This is a genomic window from Kribbella alba (assembly GCF_039529635.1).
GTDB lineage: Bacteria > Actinomycetota > Actinomycetes > Propionibacteriales > Kribbellaceae > Kribbella > Kribbella alba.
In genome coordinates this window covers 693,805-713,909 of record NZ_BAAANE010000004.1, presented here as the reverse complement: position 1 = coordinate 713,909, position 20,105 = coordinate 693,805, and the positions used below count along the sequence as shown (strand labels likewise).

Here is a 20,105-nt window from a genome sequence, read left to right as displayed (position 1 = left end):
CTCGATCTGCACACCATCGGCTTGCGGTTCCCGTTCAGCCACCCGAGATGTGCGCCGGGATGTGCCCCTAGATGTGCGCCAGGATGTGGCCCCGAGATGTGCGCCGGGATGTGGGCCGGATGTGATGGAGTTGGGCGGGTGAAGATCGCGGAGATCGACCTGGTGACGCTGCCCGCCGCGGACGACTGGCCGGCGCTGATAGCAGTTGTCCGGACCGACGACGGCCTGACCGGGATCGGCGAAGTCGGCATGCGGGGCCGGGAGCGGGCCGCCGTCGGGGTGATCGAAGATCTCCGGCCGCTGCTCATCGGTGTCGACGCCACCCGCATCGAACACATCTGGCAACTCGGCTTCCGCTCGGTGTTCTTCCCGTCCGACCGGCACCACGCGTCCGTTCTGGCCGGGATCGACATCGCCTTGTGGGACCTGCGCGGCCAAGCCCTCGGCGTACCGGTCTTCTCCTTGCTGGGTGGGCGGTCGCGGGACTACGTACCGGCGTACGCGCATGTGCGGGGTGGATCCATGGACGATGTGTTGAACCACGCCTCCGAGCTGGCCGCCGCGGGGTGGCGGCATCTGCGGTTGACGGCTTGGGACCCGCGCGAGCCTGAGTACGACGCTCGCCGGGCCGTCCGGTGGACCGTGGAACTGATGCAGGAGCTACGCGCGGGACTCGGCGATGAGGTCGAGCTGCTCGTCGACGCGCACACCCGGCTGGATCTCGCGGAAGCCGTTCAACTGTGTCGCGAGCTGGAACCCGTGCGGCCGTTCTTCGTCGAGGATCCCCTGCGCAGCGAGCACCTGTCGGCGTACAAGTCCTTGCGAGGGCGGGTCGGCGTGCCGCTGGCGGCCGGCGAGCAGCTCTGCACGAAGTGGGAGTTCCGGCAGTTGGTCGAGGACGAGCTGATCGACCACGCGCGGATCGACCTCGGCCACACCGGCCTCACTGAGGGCCGAAAGATCGCCGCCCTCTGCGAGACGCACCACATCCAGCTGGCCCTTCACAACTCGATCGGCCCGGTCTGCACGGCCGCCTCAACCCAGCTGTGTACAGCACTGCCCAACGTCAGCGTCCAGGAACAGGCGCACCGCTTCCCCCCGCCCCTAGGCGCCTTCACCACCACAATCTCCGCCTCGCCGGGCCGCCTGACCGCCCCGGACACCCCCGGCCTGGGCATCACCGCCGACCTCTCCCGATCCACCCCACCCCAGACCGCCACGATCCCCCGCCTCCACCGCCCCGACGGCTCCATCACCAACTGGTAGGGCCGGGACCGCCTCGCTGATTGCGCGTACGGCGGGGCGTGGGTGTGGGTGGTGCAGCCTGACACGGGGAAACACCCCGGCTCCGGTCAGAACTCGGGGTTCGGACAGCCCGTCGGGACCTCGGACCTGAAATTTCCTGACCCAGGTCCCCACAAGATGTCCAAGGTCCCCAGCTGCCCCCGGCGGCTCAGCGCTGGGCGGAGAGGATGCCGGTCAGGAGGCCGGGATACAGGGTGTCGAGGTCCGCGCGGCGGAGGGTGCTGATGCGGCGGGTGCCTTCGGTGTGGGTGGTGAGGACGCCGGCTTCGCGGAGCATGCGCAGGTGGTGGGCGCGGGTCGAGGCGGTGACGGGCAGGTCGATGTCGCCGCAAGCGATGCCCTCGGGGGCGTCCGCCAGGGCGCGGATGATCTGCAGCCGCACCGGCTCGCCCAGTGCCTGCAGGACGGCCTCGACGCGGATCTCCTCGCGGTCGGGCTGCGGCAGGACTTTCGAGATGCTCATGCGTCCATAGTACGACGGCTATCGAACTTCGATAGAGATCGTAGTACGATGACGGTCGAACTATTCGTCCGTCCATGGAAGGTCCTTGATGTCCGCACGCATCTACCTGCTCGCGGCCGGTGCTTTCGCCGTCGGCACCAGCGCCTACGTCGTCTCCGGCGTGCTGCCCGCGGTCAGTTCGGAGCTGCACGTCTCGCTGACGGCAGCGGGCCAGCTCGCCACCGCGTTCGCCCTCTCGTACGCCGTCGGCGCGCCGCTGTTGTCGACGTTGACGGGCCGGTGGGAGCGCCGCACTCTGCTGCTGGCCGCGCTCCTGACAGCCGCGCTGGGCAACGTGATCGCCGCAGTCGCGACGAACTACCCGGTGCTGATCGGTGGACGGGTCGTGGCCGCCTTCGGGGCGGCCGCGTACACCCCGGCGGCCACGCTGTTCGCCACGGGATTCCTGCCGCCGGAAGAGCGGGGGAGGGCCGTCGCCGTGGTCTTCGGTGGATTGACCTTCGCGCTGGTGCTCGGCGTACCGGCCGGCAGCTTGCTCGGTGGCAGCCTCGGGTATCGCGGGGTGTTCGGGTTGATCGCCGCGGTTGCTGTGCTGGTTGCCGTGGCTGTCCGGGCTGCATTGCCTCGGGTTGATGCACCGCCAGCTGTGACCTTGCGGGAGCGGTTCGCGGGTGCGGCTGACCGGCGGGTGCAGATCGTGCTTGCGATGACCGTGCTAGCAGTACTGGCGACAATGGGCGTCTACATCTACGTGGTGCCGCTGCTGGCCGAGACCGCGCACCTTTCGGGGAGCGTGGTCGGCGTGCTGCTGCTCGTTTACGGGCTGGGGGCGGTGTTGGGGAATCTGCTGGGTGGAAGGGCAACCGATCGCTTCGGTAGCTTGCGGACGCTGACTGTCGCGCTTGTTGGCTTCATCGTGGTGATTGCGACGCTGCCGTTGACCGCGACGTCCGCCGCAGGCGCCGGGACAGCGCTGTTTGTGTGGAGCCTGTTCACCTGGGCCTTCAACCCGCCAATCCAGAACCTGCTGCTGGAGCTGGGTTCTGAGGGTGGGCTGCTGCTCGCGCTGAACGCGTCGGCGATCTACCTGGGCGCTGGGCTGTCCGCGGTGATGGGAGGGCTGGTGATCAAGCTGGTCGGCGTGCAGCTGCTGCCGTCCATCGCTGCTGTGCTCGGCTTGGTCGTGCTCGGTTTGCTTGTCACCTTGCGGCGCAACCCGGCGCTGCAGGAGATCGAGCACCTCGAGCCGCTCGAAGCAGAGGAGTGCCCCGCAGTCGTCGCTGACTGATCGGAGCGGTGGCACCCGGCTAGGGCAGTCGTGCGCGCCTGGGGTTGTGGTGGTGGAGGCGCAATGCGTCTGGACGGCGTGAATTGGCAGCGGCTTCTAGTCGGTGAGCACGCCTGGGAGGTCGAGGGTGTGGAGGATGGCGAGGGAGGTGACGGCTCGGGTCAGGCAGACGTAGAGGCGGCGCAGGCCGGTGCGTTCGTCGGCTTCGCCTGAGACGATGCCGGCTGGTTCGACCAGTACTACGTGGTCGAACTCGAGGCCCTTCGCCAGCCCGGCCGGCACGACGTCCACGTGAGCCTCGACGTCGTCCTCGTCACCAAGGATGGCGAAGCTCAATCCCTTGTCCTGCAAGGCTTTCCGGGCTGCGGGGACCAGCGCGTCCGGCACGATCAGGCCGATCGACCCCGGCCTGTCGAGCACGTCGGCGACTGTCTCCACGGCAGCCACCAGGCTGTCCGGGACCCGGGTGATCGCCAGCTCACCACGAGCCCGTCGTACTGCGGTCGGCGGCGTCAGGTGCGGCGCGATCTGCGGCAGCAGGCGCGCGGCGTACTCGATCACCTGCCCAGGCACGCGGAACCCCGCGGTCAGCTCTTCGGTATGCGCGCCCGTCTTCCCCAGGTGCCCGAGCGCGTCGTCCCACGAAGGCGTCGCCCACGGCGTGGTCCCCTGCGCGATGTCGCCCAGGATGGTCATCGAACCGGTTGAGCAACGCCGCCCGACCGCCCTCAGCTGCATCGCCGACAGGTCCTGCGCCTCGTCCAGTACTACGTGTCCCAGGCTGGGGGTGCGATCCACGAGATCGGCGACCTCGTCGATCAAGGTGGCATCAGGGACAGACCACTTCGCGGCTCCCGCCGAGCGCGGCGCCTTGTCCCACAGCAGCAATGCCTGCTCCTCGGGAGTCAGGATCCCGTCGGCATGTTCGGCCAGGAGTTCGGCGTCCGTGAACAGCCGGAACACCAACTTCGCCGGGTCCACCACCGGCCACAGCGCATCGGCGTACTGCTTGACCGGGCGGCTCCGCGCGACCGAGTCCTGCACCCGGTCGTCCGGCGAATCGCCGGCGGCTTCCATCCGCAGCAGTACGGCGTGCGCGAGGCGCTGCGGCAACATCGTCCGCCCCGCCCCGAAGCGGATCCCGCGAGTGCGGAGCTCGTTGACCAGTTCCTCGGCCTCGTACGCCGGGACCCGCCAGCGGTGGGATCCCCGCGGTACGACGAGGGCCTCCTTGGGCACCTGCACCTGCGACCACACGGCCCGGTGCAGCACCTCCGCCATCCGGGCATCGCCCTTCAACACGTCCACCGCGGCAGGCCCCGGCCCCGCGATCCGAACCCGCGCGACCATCTCCTCGACGGTCGTCTGCTTCGCCTCGATCTCGCCCAGCGCGGGGAGCACGTCGCCGATGTACCGCAGGAAGCTCGCGTTCGGGCCGACGACCAGTACGCCGGCCCGGCTGAGCTGATCCCGATAGGCATACAGCAGGTACGCCGCGCGGTGCAGCCCGACCGCGGTCTTCCCGGTCCCGGGTGCACCTTGCACACAGATGGTGTCCTCGACCCCGGCGCGCACGATGACGTCCTGCTCGGGCTGGATCGTCGCCACGATGTCGCGCATCGGCCCCGATCGCGGCCGCTCGATCTCCGCGTCGAGGATGTCGCTGTGCTCGTCGACGACCGCCGCGGTGGTCAGGTCCTCGTCCTCGAACGCGGTCATCTCGCCATGGGTGAACCCGAACCGGCGGCGGATCCCGACGCCCATCGGCTCGGTCCGGCTGGCCCGGTAGAACGGCACCGAGATGTCGGCCCGCCAGTCCACCACCAGCGGTTCACCGGCCTCGTCGTTGACGTGCCGCCGGCCGATGTGGAAGGTCTCCTCCGTCGGCTCGAGGTAGTCCAGCCGCCCGAAGAACAGCGGTACGTCGGGGTCGTCCTCGAGTTCCTTCATTCGCCGCCAGATGGCGGCCTTCAGGAACTCGGTGTTGACCGGATCGGCGCTGGCGATCTCCAGCGAACCGGTCTTCTGGCGCATCACGGCGAGCGCGGCCCGCGAAGTACGGAGGTAGTCCTGCTCGGATTGGAGGATGGGATCGTCAGGGGGCATGACAGGACCTCCGCAAAGCGGTCGACGGTCGGGGAAGCCCCGCTACGTTACTTGAGCGCCAGCTCTCGCGAAACCGAATTATCCGCGACCACCGGTTCCGGCCTGTCGCTGTGCAACCCGGGCCGGAGCAGCAGCGGGAGGCTGATGCCGAGCAGGATCAGTACGACGATGCCGTCCAGCCAGTAGTGGTTCGCTGTGATGATCACCACCGCGAACGTGATGATCGGGTGCAGCAACCACAACCACCGCCACTTGCTCCGGGTGATCAGGATCATCGCGAGCGCGATCAGGGACGCCCAGCCGACGTGCAGACTAGGCATCGCGGCGAACTGGTTCGCCACGCCGCTGGAGTTGTCCGGCCCGTAGACCGACTGGCCGAACCGCAGCCCGGTGTCGACGAAGTCCGGCATCATCCGCGGCGGCGCCAGCGGGAAGACGATGTGGCCGATCAGCGCGAGCCCGGTGACGGAGACCATCGTCCAGCGGACGTGGGGATAAGCCTTGGGCCGCCAGATCGACAACCAGAGCAGTACTGCGCCGGTGAGCGGCGCGTGCACGGACGCGTAGTACAGGTTCGATCCCTCTACCAGGTGCGGGAGTTGCAAGGCGGCATGCTGGATCGATGCCTCATTGGGCAGCTGCAGCCAGCGTTGCCAGGAGAGCACCTCACGCGCATGGTCGTAAGCCGATCCGGTTTGCTTCGCGGCGAACTGACGGCCTGCGCTGTAGACAAGGAAGAGGGTGCCGAGCAGGACTACTTCTCGCACCACCCGCCAGACTGCCGGCGCTGGTCCAGCAGAGCCGCGCCCCCGATCCCCAACCAGATCCACCTGCTCCAGTGCCTGTGTCCCCATACCCCTCGACGGTACCGGTCGGAGCGTCGGGTTTGGCCCAGGCTGAACCCTGATGTTGCCCTGGGCAACCCCCGAGCCACGCTTCGTGACCGGTCCGTCACCCCCCATCCCGTTGAGTCGGCAACTCCCTATCAGCCGCAACTCGGTGACCGCCGCAGGCATTCCGGGATGACTGGTGCGTCACACTGGGTTGCCATGAGGCCTTATGGGGTGTTGCTCGCAGCCGGAGCCGGGACGCGGACAGGTCAGCCGAAGGCGCTGGTCCGCGATGCCGACGGGGTTTCATGGGTGGTGCGATCCGTCCGGGTCATGCGCGAGGGCGGATGTGCGTCGATCGCCGTGGTCGTCGGTGCCGCGGCGGAGGAGGTCTCCGCGCTGCTGGCCGATGAGGACGTCACCATCGTCTCGTCGCCCGAGTGGACCCTCGGGATGTCGGCGTCGCTCCGCAGCGGCCTCAGTTGGGCAGCCTCGACCGATGCGGAAGCGGCGCTCGTGCACCTGGTGGGTATGCCGGACGTCGGAGCTGATGTCGTACGGCGGGTCGTGGCGGCGGCTGGTCCCGGCGACGCGGCCCTGGCTCGGGCCGGTTACGACGGGCGGGCAGGACATCCCGTGTTGATGGGGCGCGTGCACTGGGAGCACGCGAATGCGGCCGCGACAGGCGACCGTGGCGCCGGGTCCTATCTGAAGCGCGCAGGTTGCCCCCTGATCCCGTGTGAAGATCTTGCCAGCAGCAACGAACACACTGCCTGATCCGGTCAGTCGGCAGATCCACGCCTCGCGAGGCGCTTCACCAGGGAGAACATGATCGCCCCTCCGATCACCCAGGGTGCGGCGATGATGATCGGATCGAGCGGCTGGTGCACCAAGTCGGCGCGCTTCTGGTGCAGCCGCGACGAGAGCCCGTGGTGCGAGAGCTCGCTGCGGATGCCGGTCTCGGTGATGAGGTTGTCCGGGTGCAGGGTCAGGAACGACTTGAGCGTGCTCTCCAGGGTGTCCACCCGGTCGGCGGCGAGAAGTAGCAGCCAGTGCGCCGCGCGTCCCTCGCTGTACTTCTTGTAGGAGTACTTGCGCAGCACCCCCGACAGCCCGTGCGGCGGGCACGTCGTACCGAACACCGGGGTGAGGAACTGGTGCTCGATCGACCTCTCCCGCGGCCACTTCTCGGGCTGGCGGTCCGGGAACTCCCAGTGCGCACCGGTCAGGTCCGGCTCGAACCGCTCCCGCGGCACCGACGGCCGGACCGCCGGGTCCAGATCGACTCCCCAACCGGGGATGCTGGCTCGGAGTTTCTCGCTCGACTCGGCGGTCTTCGGCTTGTGCGGCGTGTAGGTCATGGCTCCTGCTCCTTCCGATCAGGCGGCGGTCGGTACGACGAGCGGCTTGATGCAGCCGTCGAGTTTCGCCGAGAAGATGTGGTAGCCCTCGGCAATGTGCTCGAGCGGGATCCGGTGGGTGACCAGCTCGCTGGGCTTGAGGTAGCCGTTGCGGACGTGCTCGAACAGCCGCGGCCACTGCCGCTTCACCGGGCACTGGTTCATCCGCAGAGTGAGGCCCTTGTTCATCGCGTCGCCGAACTTGACCGCGCTGAACAGCGGGCCGTACGCGCCGATCACCGAGACGGTGCCGCCCTTGCGAACCGAGTCGATCGCCCAGTTGAGCGCCACCGGCGAGCCGCCCTGCAGCTTCAACTTGGCGGCGGTGACGTGCTGGATCAGGTTGCCGTCGGCCTCGGCGCCGACCGCGTCGATCACGACGTCAGCGCCGAGGTAGTCGGTGGTCTTCTTCATCTCGACGACGATGTCCTCGTACTCGGTGAAGTTCCGCGTCTCGGCCTGCGCGAACGTGCGCGCCTTCTCCAGCCGGTACTCCAGGTGGTCGATCACGATCACGCGGCCGGCGCCCATCAGCCAGGACGACTTCGCCGCGAACAGGCCGACAGGCCCGGCACCGAACACCACCACCGTGTCGCCCTCGACGATGTCGCCGAGCTGGGCCCCGAAGTACCCGGTCGGGCACGCATCGGTCAGCAGTACGGCGTCCTCTTCCCCCATCCAGTCGGGGATGAGGGTGGGGCCGACGTCGGCGAAGGGCACTCGAACGTATTCACCCTGGCCGCCGTCGTAGCCGCCGCAGGTGTGCGAGTAGCCGTAGATCCCGCCGACCGCGGTGGCGTTGGGGTTCACGTTGTGACAGTTGGAGTAGAGCCCGCGGGCGCAGAAGTAGCAGGTCCCGCAGAAGATGTTGAACGGCACCATCACCCTGTCGCCGGGTTTGAGGTGCTCGACCGTCGGCCCGACCTTCTCGACGATGCCGACGAACTCGTGCCCGAAGGTCATCCCGACCCGGGTGTCCGGCATCATCCCGTGGTAGAGGTGCAGGTCCGACCCGCAGATCGCCGCTTGGGTCACCTTCACGATCGCGTCGTTGGGGTGCTCGATCTCGGGGATGTCCTTCTCCTCGACACGGATCCGGTAAGGACCGCGGTACACCATTGCTCGCATCTGAGCCTCCTCCTCGTGCCCGGTCTGCCTGTGACCCGGGGAGGTACCCGCGAACCGCGCTGCGATTCCTGCCGGCCGCGGGAAATATCCGGCCGCGAGCAGCGCTCAGCCCTTCACCGCGCCGGCCGGGACCCTTGGCGAAGTGCCGCTGCAGGAAGGGCTCAGCGCAGTATCAGGTTCAGCGCGACGGTCAGGAGCACGGAGCCGACGACCGAGATCAGGATCATCGCCAGACACCCGCGCGCGCCGCCCAAGGGCCGGATCTGAATCGGACTCATGCCGCCTGGGTACCCCGGCCGGGCCGGCTGAATTCCTGTCAGGCGAAGAGGTTCTCGGCGTCGACGATGGTGTAGGCGTAGCCCTGTTCGGCGAGGAAGCGCTGGCGGTGGGCGGCGAACTCGGCGTCGACGGTGTCGCGGGCGACGATCGAGTAGAACCGCGCGGTCCGGCCGTCACCCTTCGGCCGGAGTACGCGGCCGAGGCGCTGGGCCTCTTCCTGGCGGGAGCCGAAGGTGCCCGACACCTGGACCGCGACCGACGCCTCCGGCAGGTCGATGGAGAAGTTCGCGACCTTGCTGACCACCAGCATGTTGATTTCGCCGGTGCGGAACGCCTGGAACAGTCGCTGCCGCTCCTTGACCGTGGTCTCACCCTTGATCACCGGGCATTCCAGCCGCTCGCCGAGCTCGTCCAGCTGGTCGATGTACTGGCCGATCACCAGCATCGGTTCGCCTTTGTGATGCTCGGCGATCTGCCGGACCAGCCGCGACTTGGCCGGCGTGGATGCCGCCAGCCGGTACCGGTCCTCCGGCTCGGCCGTGGCATAGACGAACCGCTCGGTCTGCTCGAGATCAACCCGTACTTCGATGCAGTCCGCCGGCGCGATCCAGCCCTGCGCCTCGATGTCCTTCCAGGGCGCGTCGTACCGCTTCGGCCCGATCAGCGAGAACACGTCACCCTCACGGCCGTCCTCGCGGACCAGCGTCGCGGTCAGACCGATCCGTCGCCGGGTCTGCAGATCCGCCGTCATCCGGAAGATCGGCGCGGGCAGCAGGTGCACCTCGTCGTACACGATCAGGCCCCAGTCGCGCGCGTCGAGCAGCTCGAGGTGCTTGTAGACGCCCTTCCGCCGTGTCGTCATCACCTGGTACGTCGCGATCGTGACCGGGCGGATCTCCTTGCGCGCGCCGGAGTACTCGCCGATCTCGTCCTCGGTCAGGGTGGTCCGCTTCAGCAGCTCGTCCTTCCACTGCCGCGCGGACACGGTGTTGGTCACCAGGATCAAGGTGGTCGCCGATGCCTGCGCCATCGCGGCCGCGCCGACGATCGTCTTGCCCGCGCCACACGGCAGTACGACGACGCCGGAGCCGCCGTGCCAGAACGCGTCGGTCGCCTGCTGCTGGTACGGGCGGAGGTCCCAGCCGTCCTTGACCAGCTCGATCTTGTGCGCCTCGCCGTTCACGTACCCAGCGAGGTCCTCGGCGGGCCAGCCCAGCTTCAGCAGCGTCTGCTTCAGGTGGCCGCGCTCGGACGGGTGGACGAGCACGGTGTCATCGTCGATGCGCGGACCGAGCAGCGGTTTGATCTTGGCGCTGCGCAGCACCTCTTCCAGCACCGGCCGGTCCGTGGTGACGAGCACAAGACCGTGCTCCGGGTGCTTCTCCAGCCGCAGCCGCCCGTAGCGGTCCAGGGTCTCCGCGATGTCTACCAAGAGCGAGTGCGGAACGGGGTAGCGGCTGTAGCGGAGCAGTACGTCGATGACCTGCTCGGCGTCATGTCCGGCCGCCCGGGCGTTCCACAGTCCGAGTGGGGTGAGGCGGTACGTATGCACGTGCTCGGGGGCGCGCTCCAGCTCGGCGAACGGCGCGATGGCCTTGCGGCAGTCGGTCGCATCCGGGTGGGCGGTCTCCAGCAGCAGTGTCTTGTCGGACTGCACGATCAACGGTCCGTCGGTCACTGCGGGATCTCCTGTCAGCAGTCAGCTCGGGCTTAGAGGTCCGCCCGACCCTCCATTGTGCCTCCACCCGCCAAACGACAAGCACTCCCGCCACGGCCTGGTACGCCCGAGCAGGCGGTTCTGCCGCCGGGCCGGCGCGAGCCACGGGTGGGGTGGGAGCAGCGACGAAAGGAGCGGCGGGGGGCAGCTGTTCCTAGTCCGGCAGGGGGCGGGCGGCGGCTATTCGGTGGAGGGCGTAGGTGCGGGGCTGGTCGGCGCCTTCGTCGTAGGCAGTCAGCCAGCCGTCGGCGACGCGGACCGGTTCGACGATTCGCTCGGCGGCGTTGCCGTTGTGGTCGACGTAGGAGATCCAGGTGCGGGTGTTGCCCTCGGAGGCCTCGCTGAGCACGCTGATCACCTCGGCCGGCGCGGTCGCCTCGCCCGAGGTGTGCTCGGCCGGTCGTTCGGCGGCTACCCGATCGCCGGCGCGGACCCGCTCGATGACGGCCTTGACGTGGTCCTCGGTCAGCTCGATCGCGCTGTCGACGAAGTCCCTGCTGGTTCTGCGGCGCGGCGGTTCGCCACGGCGGTTGCCCGCGCTGGTCACGTGGACGACGCCGTCGAACGTCTCGCCCAGCGGGGCCAGTCCTGCCTCGCGCAGCCGGCTCAGCACCATGTCGGGCGGCGACGGCGATACCACCACGGTTGCGGCGAGGCGGCGGAACCGGATACCCGGCAGGTTCGAGCTCAGCAGCTGGGTAAGCACCGACTCGTCGTCACACCGCAGGTAGGTCGACGCCGCACCGATCCGCAGTACTCCGTGGCGTCGGGCTACATCGTCGATGAGGTACGTGAGCGGCTGCGGCACCGGAGTACGGGAGTGCTCGGCCAACCACTCGTGCAACTGCTCCGCGGTCCGCCCGAGGTCGAAGGCCCGCCGTACCGAACTCTCGCTGAACCGGTAGACCCCACCACCACCGTGCGACTCCGCGTCGGCCATGGCCGCCAGGTCATCCTGTACTGCGCGGACGAGCGGCCCGGGGGCTACCGCGGTCAGGTCAGCCTGCAGGAGCACCTCAGAGACAGATGCAGGCACCAGCGGCTGGATCGCCTGGGCCAGGTCATCCGCGACCGGCTCCTCCTGCAGCAGCACCATCGCGTGCGAGGCGAGAGCGCCGAGCCCGGTTAGCCCGAGCAGAGCGGCTTCCGTGATGGTCCACTCGACCAGGTCGTCCCGGAACTGACCACCGCGGCGCGGGCGGTGCCACGCGACCCAGGTGACCACGGACTCCGCAGCTGGAGCTGTGCCCCGGCCTGCTTCGGAGAGAGCCCGCAAGGTGAGCTGCCGAACCTCCGGAGCGAGTAGCCGCTCGAGGTCGGGCGCGAGTGCGTTGATCAGGCGTTCGCGCGCTGCCGCGGTTGCGCCGCTGCTGTCCCGCCTGCCGATCAGGCCGATCGCCCGCAGGCCGGTGAACCACGAGATGACCAGCTGGCCCCACCGGTGGGCGGTGTCCAGCTCCAGCCAGTCGTCGTACGAGCCGGTCGGCAACCAGAGTTCGCTGGTTCCCACCTCGACGGCAGCGACCAGCCCAGCGGCGTACGCGATCTCCAGTACGGCTCCGGCTGTCTGCTCGTCCGCGCCGATCTTGGTGGCCAGGCTGCGGAGGTCCCTGATGCCGATGCCACCTGTGCGTAGTACGGGCGGCGGGTCCGTGCCCAGCTGTTCCAGCGCACGGTCGACCTGGCGTACCAACTCCAGAGCGGCTCCTGCAGCAGCACGGTCGGCGATCGAAGCCGACACCTCCTTGCCGCCAAGCGGCGGTGGTGTGGGCCGGGTCGACGCAAGCACACGACCACCACGCAGATGCAACCCGATCTGCCGCGGCAGGACGACTGTGTTGGCATCCCTCGGTACTACGAGGCCGCGCGCGAGTAGTTGTTCCACAGGGGTTTTGGCAGAAGCGATCGTCACGGGACGCTCTGCCTTCTCGACGCTGCCGGTCGGGGGTCCCCAGGTGAGCCTCGCGAGCACCTCACGGGCTTCAGGGCCGGCGTCCTCGATCAGCTGGTCCAGGTCGCCGAAGTGACGAGTAGTGATCGGGCCGAGGCCGGCCGGTGTCGGCCCTAACAGCTCGTGGACCGCACGGATCGGCCGGAGGTCATCCTCGTTTCCCCAGACGAGAGCAAGTGCGAGCAGTTCGACCACGCGCGGCTGGACGACCTCCACTGGCTGGTCGACGCCTGCCGCGAGCGCCTTCACGTCCACTGGTTCGGGCAGTGCGGACAATGCTTCCAACAGGTCGACGCTGAACTCGTCGAGCCGGTTGATGGCCCTCGCAGCGGATGCGTTGGTGGTGGCACGGGCTGCCAGTTGGCTAGTGTCAGCGGGGATCGGCGTCGCGAGGTCTGGCCGGTTGCGGAGCAGCTCGCCGAGCGCAGCGTCGTCCCAACTGCGCAGTGCCTCGGCGAGGGTGCGTGGGCGGGGCCGCTCGGAGTTACTCATCCCTCCAACGGTACGGCCACTGGTCCAACCACAACGACTCGCGGCCGAACTCTTGTCGTGCCCGCGCTTGTCCTGTGCTTGATTTCAGCTGACAGCGTGTGAGGTGAGCTCTCTGGTGTCGCCGGGCTTCCAGCCGATGTCAGCCAGGATCCGCGCGACGGTCTGCGCCAGTGTGCTCGCCTGGTCGATGATCTCCTCATCCACGCCTGTCATCAGGTCACGCGACTGGTACCACGACCTCATCGCGTCCGCGCCGACCACCGCCGCCAACTCGCGGGTGGCATGGCGGACCAGGGTCTCCTCGAAGGGAATGTCGAAGTAGTAGTGCCGCGTCAGCCCGAGGTGGTCCGCCGTCAGCTTCCGCAGCATCTCGCCGTAGCGACCGCTGTCCATGATTCCCTCCACGATCACGTCGTACCCGTGGTCGAGCGCATAGCGAGCGTTCAGACCGATCAGCTCGATGTTCGCCGCAGCCGGACGATCCTGCTCCCACAAAAGGACCCGGCGGATCTGGTCCTGCTCGATCCATGCGGTCCGGCGGCCGAGCTTGGCCCGGAGTTCTCGAGCGGTGCTGCTCTTGCCCGATCCAGAATTACCCCGGAGAACGATCAGCCGAGTATCCGCGGTTCCGGTCACGCGCGGGAGCATAGCGGCGCTGCGGGCCGGTGACCGGCGCAATATCGAGAATCGTTCGGCGGCCTCGACGTCTGGCCGGTGGGAACGCGAATCGGGCCGCCCACCTCGGCAGGTGTGCGGCCCGATCCGGGAACCTTCAGTCCGCGAGGATCTCGATGGAGTCCACCCGGTCGGGGTAGAAGGCGAGGTGGTCCTGGATCTCGGCGACAGCGGCGTACGGCTGCTCGTACGTCCAGACCGCGTTCACCGTCTTCTCGCCGCCCGGGATGATGCTGTAGTAGGCGGCATCGCCCTTGTAAGGGCAGTAGCTCTCGTTGTCGGTGCGCGCCAGTTGCGTCAGGTCCACGTCCTTGCGCGGGATGTATTGCACGGCCGGATAGCTGGCCTCTTGCAACGACAGGGCTTCACGGCTGTCCGCGATGACCTGGCCCGCGACCTTCACGACCACACGGTCGGGGTTCTTCTCGACCGTGATCGGGTGATCCGGGCCCGGGATCTTGACCGGCTTGTCAGACATATCTACTCCCAAGACGTGCGAGGTCGACTCTTCACTCTTCAACAACCTCGGTCCCGGAACCCGCATTCCCCGCTCAGACCGGCAGAAGTTTGACCAGCAGGCACGGGCCGCCGTCGAAGACGCCGCCGTCGATGCCGAGGACCAGCCCGTCGGCGTACAGCAAGGGCCCGGTCAAGTACTCCGGGTCGATGCCGAGCTGGTCCGCCACGATGCTGTGGCCGTGCACGATCCTGCGGCCTCCCAGGCGGTTCAGCAGTTCGGCCGCCAGCGCCGGCCCGTGCTCGCCGCGGAAGGCGTACCGCGACGTCATCCGCCGCCACACCTCCCACCAGACACTGATGTCGCCGCTGTGCAGGTCCTCGCGGGCGGCCTCGTTGATCTCGTCGATCGAGTCGCCCCACTCCAGATATTCCTCGGTGTCGGAGTGCATCAGCAGGTGGTCGGCGTCCAGTCCGAGCATCGGTTGCTCGATGAGCCAGGCGACATCGTCGTCGGTGAGTAGCTCCTGGTCCCGGTCCTGCCCGCCGTTGAGGGCCCAGCTGCGCTCGAAGCTCCGCAGGGTGATCCCGTCGTGCGGCACGAAGGTGTCCCCGAACATCCGCATGCCCAGCGCCAGGATCTCGTGGTTGCCGAGCAGCACCCGGACCTCACCGGTGGAATGCGCCGCCTGCGCGGCCAACCGTCGTACCAGCGCCAGGACGCCGATCCCGTCCGGGCCGCGGTCGAAGAAGTCGCCGAGGAACCAGAGCCGGACGTCCTGGCCCGACCAGTTGGCGTCGGCGTCGGTCAGGCCGGCCGTCTGCAGGGCGTCGGCGAGCCGCTCCGGGTGGCCGTGAATGTCGCTGACCGCGTAGGTCGCGGTCATGCGCGAGTCACCCTCGCAGCGTCAGTACGATCAGTACGACGTTGAGGGCCGTGACGGCGGTTGCTACCAGGCATGCCGTGAGAGTAGTCGGCCAGCGGTTGACAAGGTTGCCCATGACGCGCCGGGAAGCGGTCAGCTTGACCAGCGGCCAGAGCGCGCAGGGGATCCCGAAGCTCAGCACGACCTGCGACACGACCAGGGCGCGGCTGGGGTCGATCCCGATCGCGAGGACGATCAGTGCGGGCAGCAACGTGACGAGTCGCCGGAAGGCGAGCGGCACGTGACGCTGCCAGAAGCCTTCCAGGATGACCGATCCGGCGTAGGTGCCGACCGAGGACGACGCGAACCCGCTGGCCAGCAGGGCGAGCGCGAACAACAGCGCCGGCAGGCTGCCGAGTCGCTCACCGATCGCGACATGCGCGGCGTCGAGCGAGTCGGCCCCGCTGCCCTTCAGCGCGGCAGCAGCCAGCACGACCATCGCCAGGTTCACCGCGCCGGCCAGTGCCATCGCGACGGCGACGTCGAGGCGGGTGGCCCGTAGTACGCGCTGCTTGCCGGAGGCCGAGCGGATGGACTTCCAGTGGCGGTCAGTGACGAGTGCCCCGTGCAGCCAGATCGCGTGGGGCATCACGGTCGCGCCGAGCATGCCCGCGGCCAGCACGAGCGACTGCGTCCCGTCCAGGCGCGGCACCAATCCACCGACGACACCCGAGCCCGACGGGTGCGATTGGATCGTCGACACCACGAACCCCACCAGCACCACGGCCAGCAGTCCGATGATCGCGGCCTCGAACGGACGCTGTCCCCGCTTCGATTGGTAGATCAGCAGAGCGAACGAGACAGCGCCGGTGATGACCCCGCCCAGCAGCAGCGGGATCCCGAACAGCAGGTTCAGTGCGATCGCGCCACCGACCACCTCGGCCAGGTCGGTCGCGACCGCGACGAGCTCGGCCTGCGCCCACAACCCGGTCGAGGTGGACCGCCGGAAGTGCTCGCGGCACAGTTGCGGCAGCGTCCGCCCCGTCGCGATGCTCGCCTTGGCCGCCAGATACTGCACCAGGACGGCCATCAGGTTGGCGCCGACCACGACCCAGCAGAGCAGATAGCCGTACGTCGCGCCGGCCGCGATGTTGGTGGCGAAGTTGCCCGGGTCGACGTACGCGACAGCGGCCACGAAGGCAGGCCCGAGCAGCAGCAGACCTGATCGGTTCAGCTGTCGTCGAAGCGGTGCCGGTGCGTACATGGGAGAAGTGTGGCCGACGATTGCGACAAATAGATGTCCTGTCTGATTTTGAGACAGGATCCGCCCGTCGTACAGGGTGGAATCCCCGGGCGGAATCCCGCCCGGGTCAGGTGCCGGTCTTGGTCGTGCCGAGGACCTTGGCGGCCTTGTCGTAGGCGTCCGCCGTGGCCGCCTCCATGTCATCCGGTGCGTCGAAACTCATGCCGAGGACGACGTCGCTGAGCCCGGTGATCACGAAGATCAGCTCGAAACCCGCGAGCGGGCCGCTGCTGGCGGCGAATCGCACGGCCATCGGACTGGTGCCCTGGGTCGGGGCGGAGAGCTCGCTGATCCGGACCGTCGACGTGCCGGCGCCGGGGATGGTCAGCTTCGCCTGGGAACAGGACCGGACCGCCGCCCGCGTCCGGGAGATCAGTGCCGTGGCCGCCTGCGGCGAACCCATCGCGTCCAGCGTTTCCTGGACGAAGGGACCTTGCTGCCCGCCGGAGAACAGCCGGGTCACCGACGCCTTCGATCCCGGGGCGGTCTGGGTGTTGAACACGGAGACCACGCCCTTGCAGCGGGCTTCCTTCGAGGTCAGCCGGGATCCGTCGTCGGACGTGTCGGGGTCGATCGCGAAGCCGGCCGGCAGGTCGGTGAGCGCGAGCAGTGCCTTGGTCAGCTCAGCCTTCGTGCGCGGCTTGGCTGCTACCGGAGTGGAGGCCGTCGGGGTCGCGGAAGGCGTCGAACTGGGGGTGGGCGATGGCGGCGTGGACGACGCGGTCGTGGCGCTCGGCGTGGAGGACCCGGCTGTGTCCGATCCGCCCGAGCAGGCGACGAGCACCAGCGCCAGGCCTGCGGCGAGGGCGGTGGAGAGGAGGGAACGCTTGTTCACCATGGCAAGTCCTTCAGGTCGACGTGACAGGTGATCGCCGACCAGAGCCCGGCACACCCGGGCCGCATCGTATCGGCAGGAAGGGTTCGATCCGTGCAGCCCCGTGGATCTCAGGCCCAGGACCAGCGGACTTCGAGGGACAGCTCGACCGTCTGGTCGCCCGGGGTGACGCCGATTCCTGAGTCGAAGCCGAGGCTGACGCTCTTGGCTGCCAACTCACGGATCGGAATGTGGCCGAAGGACTCGTTGACGGCGGCGATGGAGCCGAGTGACTGGCCGGCCAGTGCTGCGAGTTGATCCGCCTTCTGCCGCGCCTGGGCGAAGGCGAGCTCGCGGGCCCGTTCGAGCAGCGGGAGCTTGTCGGCGATGTCGAACTGCAACTGCTCGAGCCCGAGGTCGTTGCCGACAGCCCCGACTGCCGCGTTGAGCAATCGCCCGAAGCCGGTCAGGTCCTTGGTGGTCACCGTCAGCGAGTGCGAGGCGCGATACCCGGCCACGCGCATCGAATCGGCGTACTGCGGGTAGACGTTCACCGCGCTGGTCTGGATGTCGGCTGCCTCGACGCCCTGCTCACGCAACGCGGCCCGCACCGCATCGGTCCGCTCGGCCACCTCTGCCACCGCGGTCGCGACATCGGCAGCGTCATGCCCGACGCTCAAGCTCAGCCTCAGAACATCAGCCGGCGCACTGACCTGCCCGCTCCCAGCAACCGTGATCCCAGAATCCATGCGGCCCAGTCTGTCACCGCTGGGGATCGCCGATCGGTCTGTCAGCTGGCGCGTGGGACGATCCGGGCCGGGATGTCGTGCTGGTGGCAGAGAGCCAGCAGGCCGGTGCCGTCGATGAGTTGGAGCGGCTTGCCGTTGGCGAACTGGTAGCTGGACGGTCCGAAGCCGCTGGTGGTGATCAGGATGCCCTTGGTGGCGCCCGCGTCGACGACAGTGCCGAAGAGATCCCGTACTGCGGCCGGCGGCACCGTGCGCGTGTAGAGCTTCGCCTGCACCACGAACTTGCCGCCGGTGATCGGCCGCGGGTCGTACGCCACGCAATCGATGCCACCGTCGTTGCGACTGCGGAAGATCCGGGTTTCCAGGCCCATCCGGGTCAGCAGATTGTGCACGAGATGCTCGAACTCGTCCGGGGTGAGCTCGAGCAGGTTGGGCCTGGAGTCGATCTCACGGATGACATCCATCGGCTCGATGGTGCGCGGATCGGCCAGGTCGAAGTCCAGCACCGGCTCCACCGGCTGTAGCTCCTCCGGGTGCCGCGACACCTCGGCAGCGAAGTAGTGCCGGACGCAGGCGACCGGATCGAGCTGCTCCAGCACGAGCGCCTTGAACTGTTCGCGTGTGGCTCGCAGGGTGATCAGGCAGGGCCGCACGGTTCGGCCCGTCGCCAGGTCGACCGACTCCACCATGCCGTTGAAGACGACGGTGTCGACCACGCCGTACCGGTCGTTGCCGAAGACAAGATGCAAGGCCCGCAGCGCGCACTGGGCGACCAGTTGCTGGTAGAGCAGCCGCAGCTCCTTCTCGGGCCGGGGCACCGCGACCACCGCGTCCCGTTCCTTGTCGTAGCGGTACGCCCACTCTGCCGGTACGACGCTGAGGTCCGGTAGGTCCCACTCCAACGCCAGCAGTGTGGACTCGGGGACATACCCGGCCCTGCGGCGGCGCGGGAAGTCGCACGGTTCGGGCGTGCGGTCCAGCGCCTTCTGGAAGTACCGGCTGACCGCCCGCCGGTCGCGGGACTCCACCGCGCGCTGGTATTCGTCGATGCGCGCATGTTGCTCGGCAGTGGCGTCATCCAGCCGGCGCTGCTGGTCCGCCTGATCACGGGTGGCCCGGGCAATCCGTGCGCGGCGTGCCTCCTCAGCGGCCCGGTGCCGTTGGATCGCCTCGGCGAATCGGTCTTCCGCCTCGGCGAGTCGGCGGGCGTACCGCCGCTCAGCACCGAACCAGCGAGCGAACGGGCCCGGGCGATGCGGCAGGAAGGCCGCCCAGACCGGGCCAGGACGAGCGACGAGATCGGCCTCCGCCACGCTCGGTGGCGCCCGCCGTGGGGCCCGCTTCAGCGTCTGCAGATCGGTGCCGGAGACCTCGGTCGCGAGTGCGGCGGCCAGCAGCCCCCGGAGTGCCAGGACACGCTCCTGCACCGCAGCGGTTCGTTGTGCCGCCTCGGCGGTGCGGCCCGGCGGACGGTCGCTGCGGGCATGCCGCTCGCTCGGAAAGCCCATGCCTCACCTCTCCCCCCAAGCGTAACCAAACCACCACGCTGTGCGACTGAACTCGACGCCGAGTTGGTCATGACATTTACTGCTGTCCACATCAAGTTTCCCCACTTCCGAACAGACGTTCGAGGGTTTCGGCGACACAATGCGGTAACAGCGTGTGCCTGCGCCGGTCAGGCCCGTAGTCGGGTGATCGTGCGGCGTTGCAGATCGACGGCATGCGCGTCGGGGAATCGCAGCCCGGCCCAGAAGTCGCCGGGGTCGGCCAGTCCGATCCGTTCACCCAGCCAGACCGTCATAGCCATCCCGTGACTCGCCACCACCAGCGGCCGGCCGGAGGTCAGATGGTCGTTGATCCCACTGTCGAAACGCTCGGCGACGGCCGCACGGGGTTCCCAGCCGGGATGGTTCTCGCCCTCGACGTAGGCCCGGCGCAACTCCCGATAGTTGCTCTCCCAAGGCTCGCCGTCCCGCCGCACCTCGTTGAACCGCTCGTCGCTCACCACCGGGCCCGCGGGCTCGACCGTCTGGTACGCCTTCGGCTCCGCGCTCGCAACGATCAACGCGCCGGCGGGCAGCACCGGAACCAGTCCGGCAGCCTCCGTGCGCCCCTCGTCGCTGAGCACCCACTCGTGCGCCGGAACATCCGGCCCGAACGCCGGCATCGCATGCCGCACCAGAACAAGCACCCGCAGAAACTACCAATCGGCTGGGGGCGAACATATGGCCACTCAGGTGGTCATAGAAGGGGCTTGTCGAGTGCCTACTCGCGGGTCACGAT

18 protein-coding genes are annotated in these 20,105 nt (G+C 68.5%); 3 read left to right on the top strand and 15 right to left on the bottom strand.

Annotation, left to right across the window (positions count from 1 at the left end):
• The first annotated feature begins 138 nt into the window (after window positions 1–138).
• The gene (locus ABD210_RS10125) at window positions 139–1,266 is read left to right on the top strand and encodes a mandelate racemase/muconate lactonizing enzyme family protein (RefSeq protein ID WP_344110759.1); all 1,128 of its coding nucleotides are present in this window, start codon (window positions 139–141) and stop codon (window positions 1,264–1,266) included.
• Window positions 1,267–1,453: 187 nt separating this feature from the next.
• On the opposite strand, the gene ABD210_RS10120 is transcribed toward ABD210_RS10125, so the two are convergent.
• Window positions 1,454–1,768 (bottom strand): ArsR/SmtB family transcription factor, encoded by a 315-nt coding sequence (locus tag ABD210_RS10120; protein ID WP_344110758.1) that lies wholly within the window; start codon window positions 1,766–1,768, stop codon window positions 1,454–1,456.
• An 88-nt stretch (window positions 1,769–1,856) separates the two neighbouring features.
• Here ABD210_RS10120 and ABD210_RS10115 point away from each other — a divergent pair, with 88 nt between their 5' ends.
• Window positions 1,857–3,056, top strand: a complete 1,200-nt coding sequence (locus ABD210_RS10115) for an MFS transporter (RefSeq protein ID WP_344110757.1) — start codon at window positions 1,857–1,859, stop codon at window positions 3,054–3,056.
• Window positions 3,057–3,152: 96 nt separating this feature from the next.
• Here ABD210_RS10115 and ABD210_RS10110 read toward each other — a convergent pair whose 3' ends face one another.
• Complete coding sequence (locus tag ABD210_RS10110) at window positions 3,153–5,162, bottom strand: HelD family protein (protein ID WP_344110756.1); 2,010 nt, start codon at window positions 5,160–5,162, stop codon at window positions 3,153–3,155.
• Window positions 5,163–5,209: 47 nt separating this feature from the next.
• On the bottom strand, window positions 5,210–5,929 hold the full coding sequence (locus ABD210_RS10105; protein WP_344110755.1) for a phosphatase PAP2 family protein: 720 nt from the start codon (window positions 5,927–5,929) through the stop codon (window positions 5,210–5,212).
• A 282-nt stretch (window positions 5,930–6,211) separates the two neighbouring features.
• Between ABD210_RS10105 and ABD210_RS10100 the strand changes: the two genes are divergently transcribed.
• On the top strand, window positions 6,212–6,769 hold the full coding sequence (locus ABD210_RS10100; protein ID WP_344110754.1) for a nucleotidyltransferase family protein: 558 nt from the start codon (window positions 6,212–6,214) through the stop codon (window positions 6,767–6,769).
• A 5-nt stretch (window positions 6,770–6,774) separates the two neighbouring features.
• Here ABD210_RS10100 and ABD210_RS10095 read toward each other — a convergent pair whose 3' ends face one another.
• From ABD210_RS10095 to ABD210_RS10040, 12 genes are all read right to left on the bottom strand, one after another.
• Window positions 6,775–7,353 (bottom strand): hypothetical protein, encoded by a 579-nt coding sequence (locus ABD210_RS10095; RefSeq protein ID WP_344110753.1) that lies wholly within the window; start codon window positions 7,351–7,353, stop codon window positions 6,775–6,777.
• Between the two features lie 18 nt (window positions 7,354–7,371).
• Window positions 7,372–8,520, bottom strand: coding sequence for a zinc-dependent alcohol dehydrogenase (locus ABD210_RS10090; RefSeq protein ID WP_344110752.1), 1,149 nt, complete (start codon window positions 8,518–8,520; stop codon window positions 7,372–7,374).
• Between the two features lie 316 nt (window positions 8,521–8,836).
• Window positions 8,837–10,477 (bottom strand): DNA repair helicase XPB, encoded by a 1,641-nt coding sequence (locus ABD210_RS10085; RefSeq protein ID WP_344110750.1) that lies wholly within the window; start codon window positions 10,475–10,477, stop codon window positions 8,837–8,839.
• A gap of 193 nt (window positions 10,478–10,670) precedes the next feature.
• Window positions 10,671–12,959 (bottom strand): helicase-associated domain-containing protein, encoded by a 2,289-nt coding sequence (locus ABD210_RS10080; RefSeq protein ID WP_344110749.1) that lies wholly within the window; start codon window positions 12,957–12,959, stop codon window positions 10,671–10,673.
• An 84-nt stretch (window positions 12,960–13,043) separates the two neighbouring features.
• On the bottom strand, window positions 13,044–13,595 hold the full coding sequence (locus ABD210_RS10075) for an AAA family ATPase (protein ID WP_344110747.1): 552 nt from the start codon (window positions 13,593–13,595) through the stop codon (window positions 13,044–13,046).
• Between the two features lie 136 nt (window positions 13,596–13,731).
• Complete coding sequence (locus ABD210_RS10070) at window positions 13,732–14,112, bottom strand: DUF427 domain-containing protein (protein WP_344110746.1); 381 nt, start codon at window positions 14,110–14,112, stop codon at window positions 13,732–13,734.
• Between the two features lie 73 nt (window positions 14,113–14,185).
• On the bottom strand, window positions 14,186–14,977 hold the full coding sequence (locus tag ABD210_RS10065) for a metallophosphoesterase (protein WP_344110745.1): 792 nt from the start codon (window positions 14,975–14,977) through the stop codon (window positions 14,186–14,188).
• A 7-nt stretch (window positions 14,978–14,984) separates the two neighbouring features.
• Entirely contained in the window at window positions 14,985–16,220 is a 1,236-nt protein-coding gene (locus ABD210_RS10060) for an Nramp family divalent metal transporter (RefSeq protein ID WP_344110744.1), read from the bottom strand.
• Window positions 16,221–16,326: 106 nt separating this feature from the next.
• A complete protein-coding gene (locus tag ABD210_RS10055; protein WP_344110743.1) occupies window positions 16,327–17,097 on the bottom strand; it encodes a hypothetical protein in 771 nt (256 codons plus the stop codon).
• Between the two features lie 107 nt (window positions 17,098–17,204).
• On the bottom strand, window positions 17,205–17,822 hold the full coding sequence (locus ABD210_RS10050; protein WP_344110742.1) for an SIMPL domain-containing protein: 618 nt from the start codon (window positions 17,820–17,822) through the stop codon (window positions 17,205–17,207).
• A 41-nt stretch (window positions 17,823–17,863) separates the two neighbouring features.
• Window positions 17,864–19,330 carry a restriction endonuclease gene (locus ABD210_RS10045; RefSeq protein ID WP_344110741.1) on the bottom strand — a complete coding sequence of 489 codons (1,467 nt, stop codon included), beginning with the start codon at window positions 19,328–19,330 and terminating at the stop codon, window positions 17,864–17,866.
• A gap of 167 nt (window positions 19,331–19,497) precedes the next feature.
• On the bottom strand, window positions 19,498–20,013 hold the full coding sequence (locus ABD210_RS10040) for a histidine phosphatase family protein (RefSeq protein ID WP_344110740.1): 516 nt from the start codon (window positions 20,011–20,013) through the stop codon (window positions 19,498–19,500).
• Window positions 20,014–20,105: the final 92 nt, after the last annotated feature.

Coding starts and splice junctions, on each gene's coding strand:
- ABD210_RS10120 (WP_344110758.1), bottom strand. CDS start 1,768: ATGAGCATCTCGAAAGTCCTGCCGCAGCCCGACCGCGAGGAGATCCGC.
- ABD210_RS10115 (WP_344110757.1), top strand. CDS start 1,857: ATGTCCGCACGCATCTACCTGCTCGCGGCCGGTGCTTTCGCCGTCGGC.
- ABD210_RS10110 (WP_344110756.1), bottom strand. CDS start 5,162: ATGCCCCCTGACGATCCCATCCTCCAATCCGAGCAGGACTACCTCCGT.
- ABD210_RS10100 (WP_344110754.1), top strand. CDS start 6,212: ATGAGGCCTTATGGGGTGTTGCTCGCAGCCGGAGCCGGGACGCGGACA.
- ABD210_RS10095 (WP_344110753.1), bottom strand. CDS start 7,353: ATGACCTACACGCCGCACAAGCCGAAGACCGCCGAGTCGAGCGAGAAA.
- ABD210_RS10090 (WP_344110752.1), bottom strand. CDS start 8,520: ATGCGAGCAATGGTGTACCGCGGTCCTTACCGGATCCGTGTCGAGGAG.
- ABD210_RS10080 (WP_344110749.1), bottom strand. CDS start 12,959: ATGAGTAACTCCGAGCGGCCCCGCCCACGCACCCTCGCCGAGGCACTG.
- ABD210_RS10070 (WP_344110746.1), bottom strand. CDS start 14,112: ATGTCTGACAAGCCGGTCAAGATCCCGGGCCCGGATCACCCGATCACG.
- ABD210_RS10065 (WP_344110745.1), bottom strand. CDS start 14,977: ATGACCGCGACCTACGCGGTCAGCGACATTCACGGCCACCCGGAGCGG.
- ABD210_RS10060 (WP_344110744.1), bottom strand. CDS start 16,220: ATGTACGCACCGGCACCGCTTCGACGACAGCTGAACCGATCAGGTCTG.
- ABD210_RS10055 (WP_344110743.1), bottom strand. CDS start 17,097: ATGGTGAACAAGCGTTCCCTCCTCTCCACCGCCCTCGCCGCAGGCCTG.
- ABD210_RS10050 (WP_344110742.1), bottom strand. CDS start 17,822: ATGGATTCTGGGATCACGGTTGCTGGGAGCGGGCAGGTCAGTGCGCCG.
- ABD210_RS10045 (WP_344110741.1), bottom strand. CDS start 19,330: ATGGGCTTTCCGAGCGAGCGGCATGCCCGCAGCGACCGTCCGCCGGGC.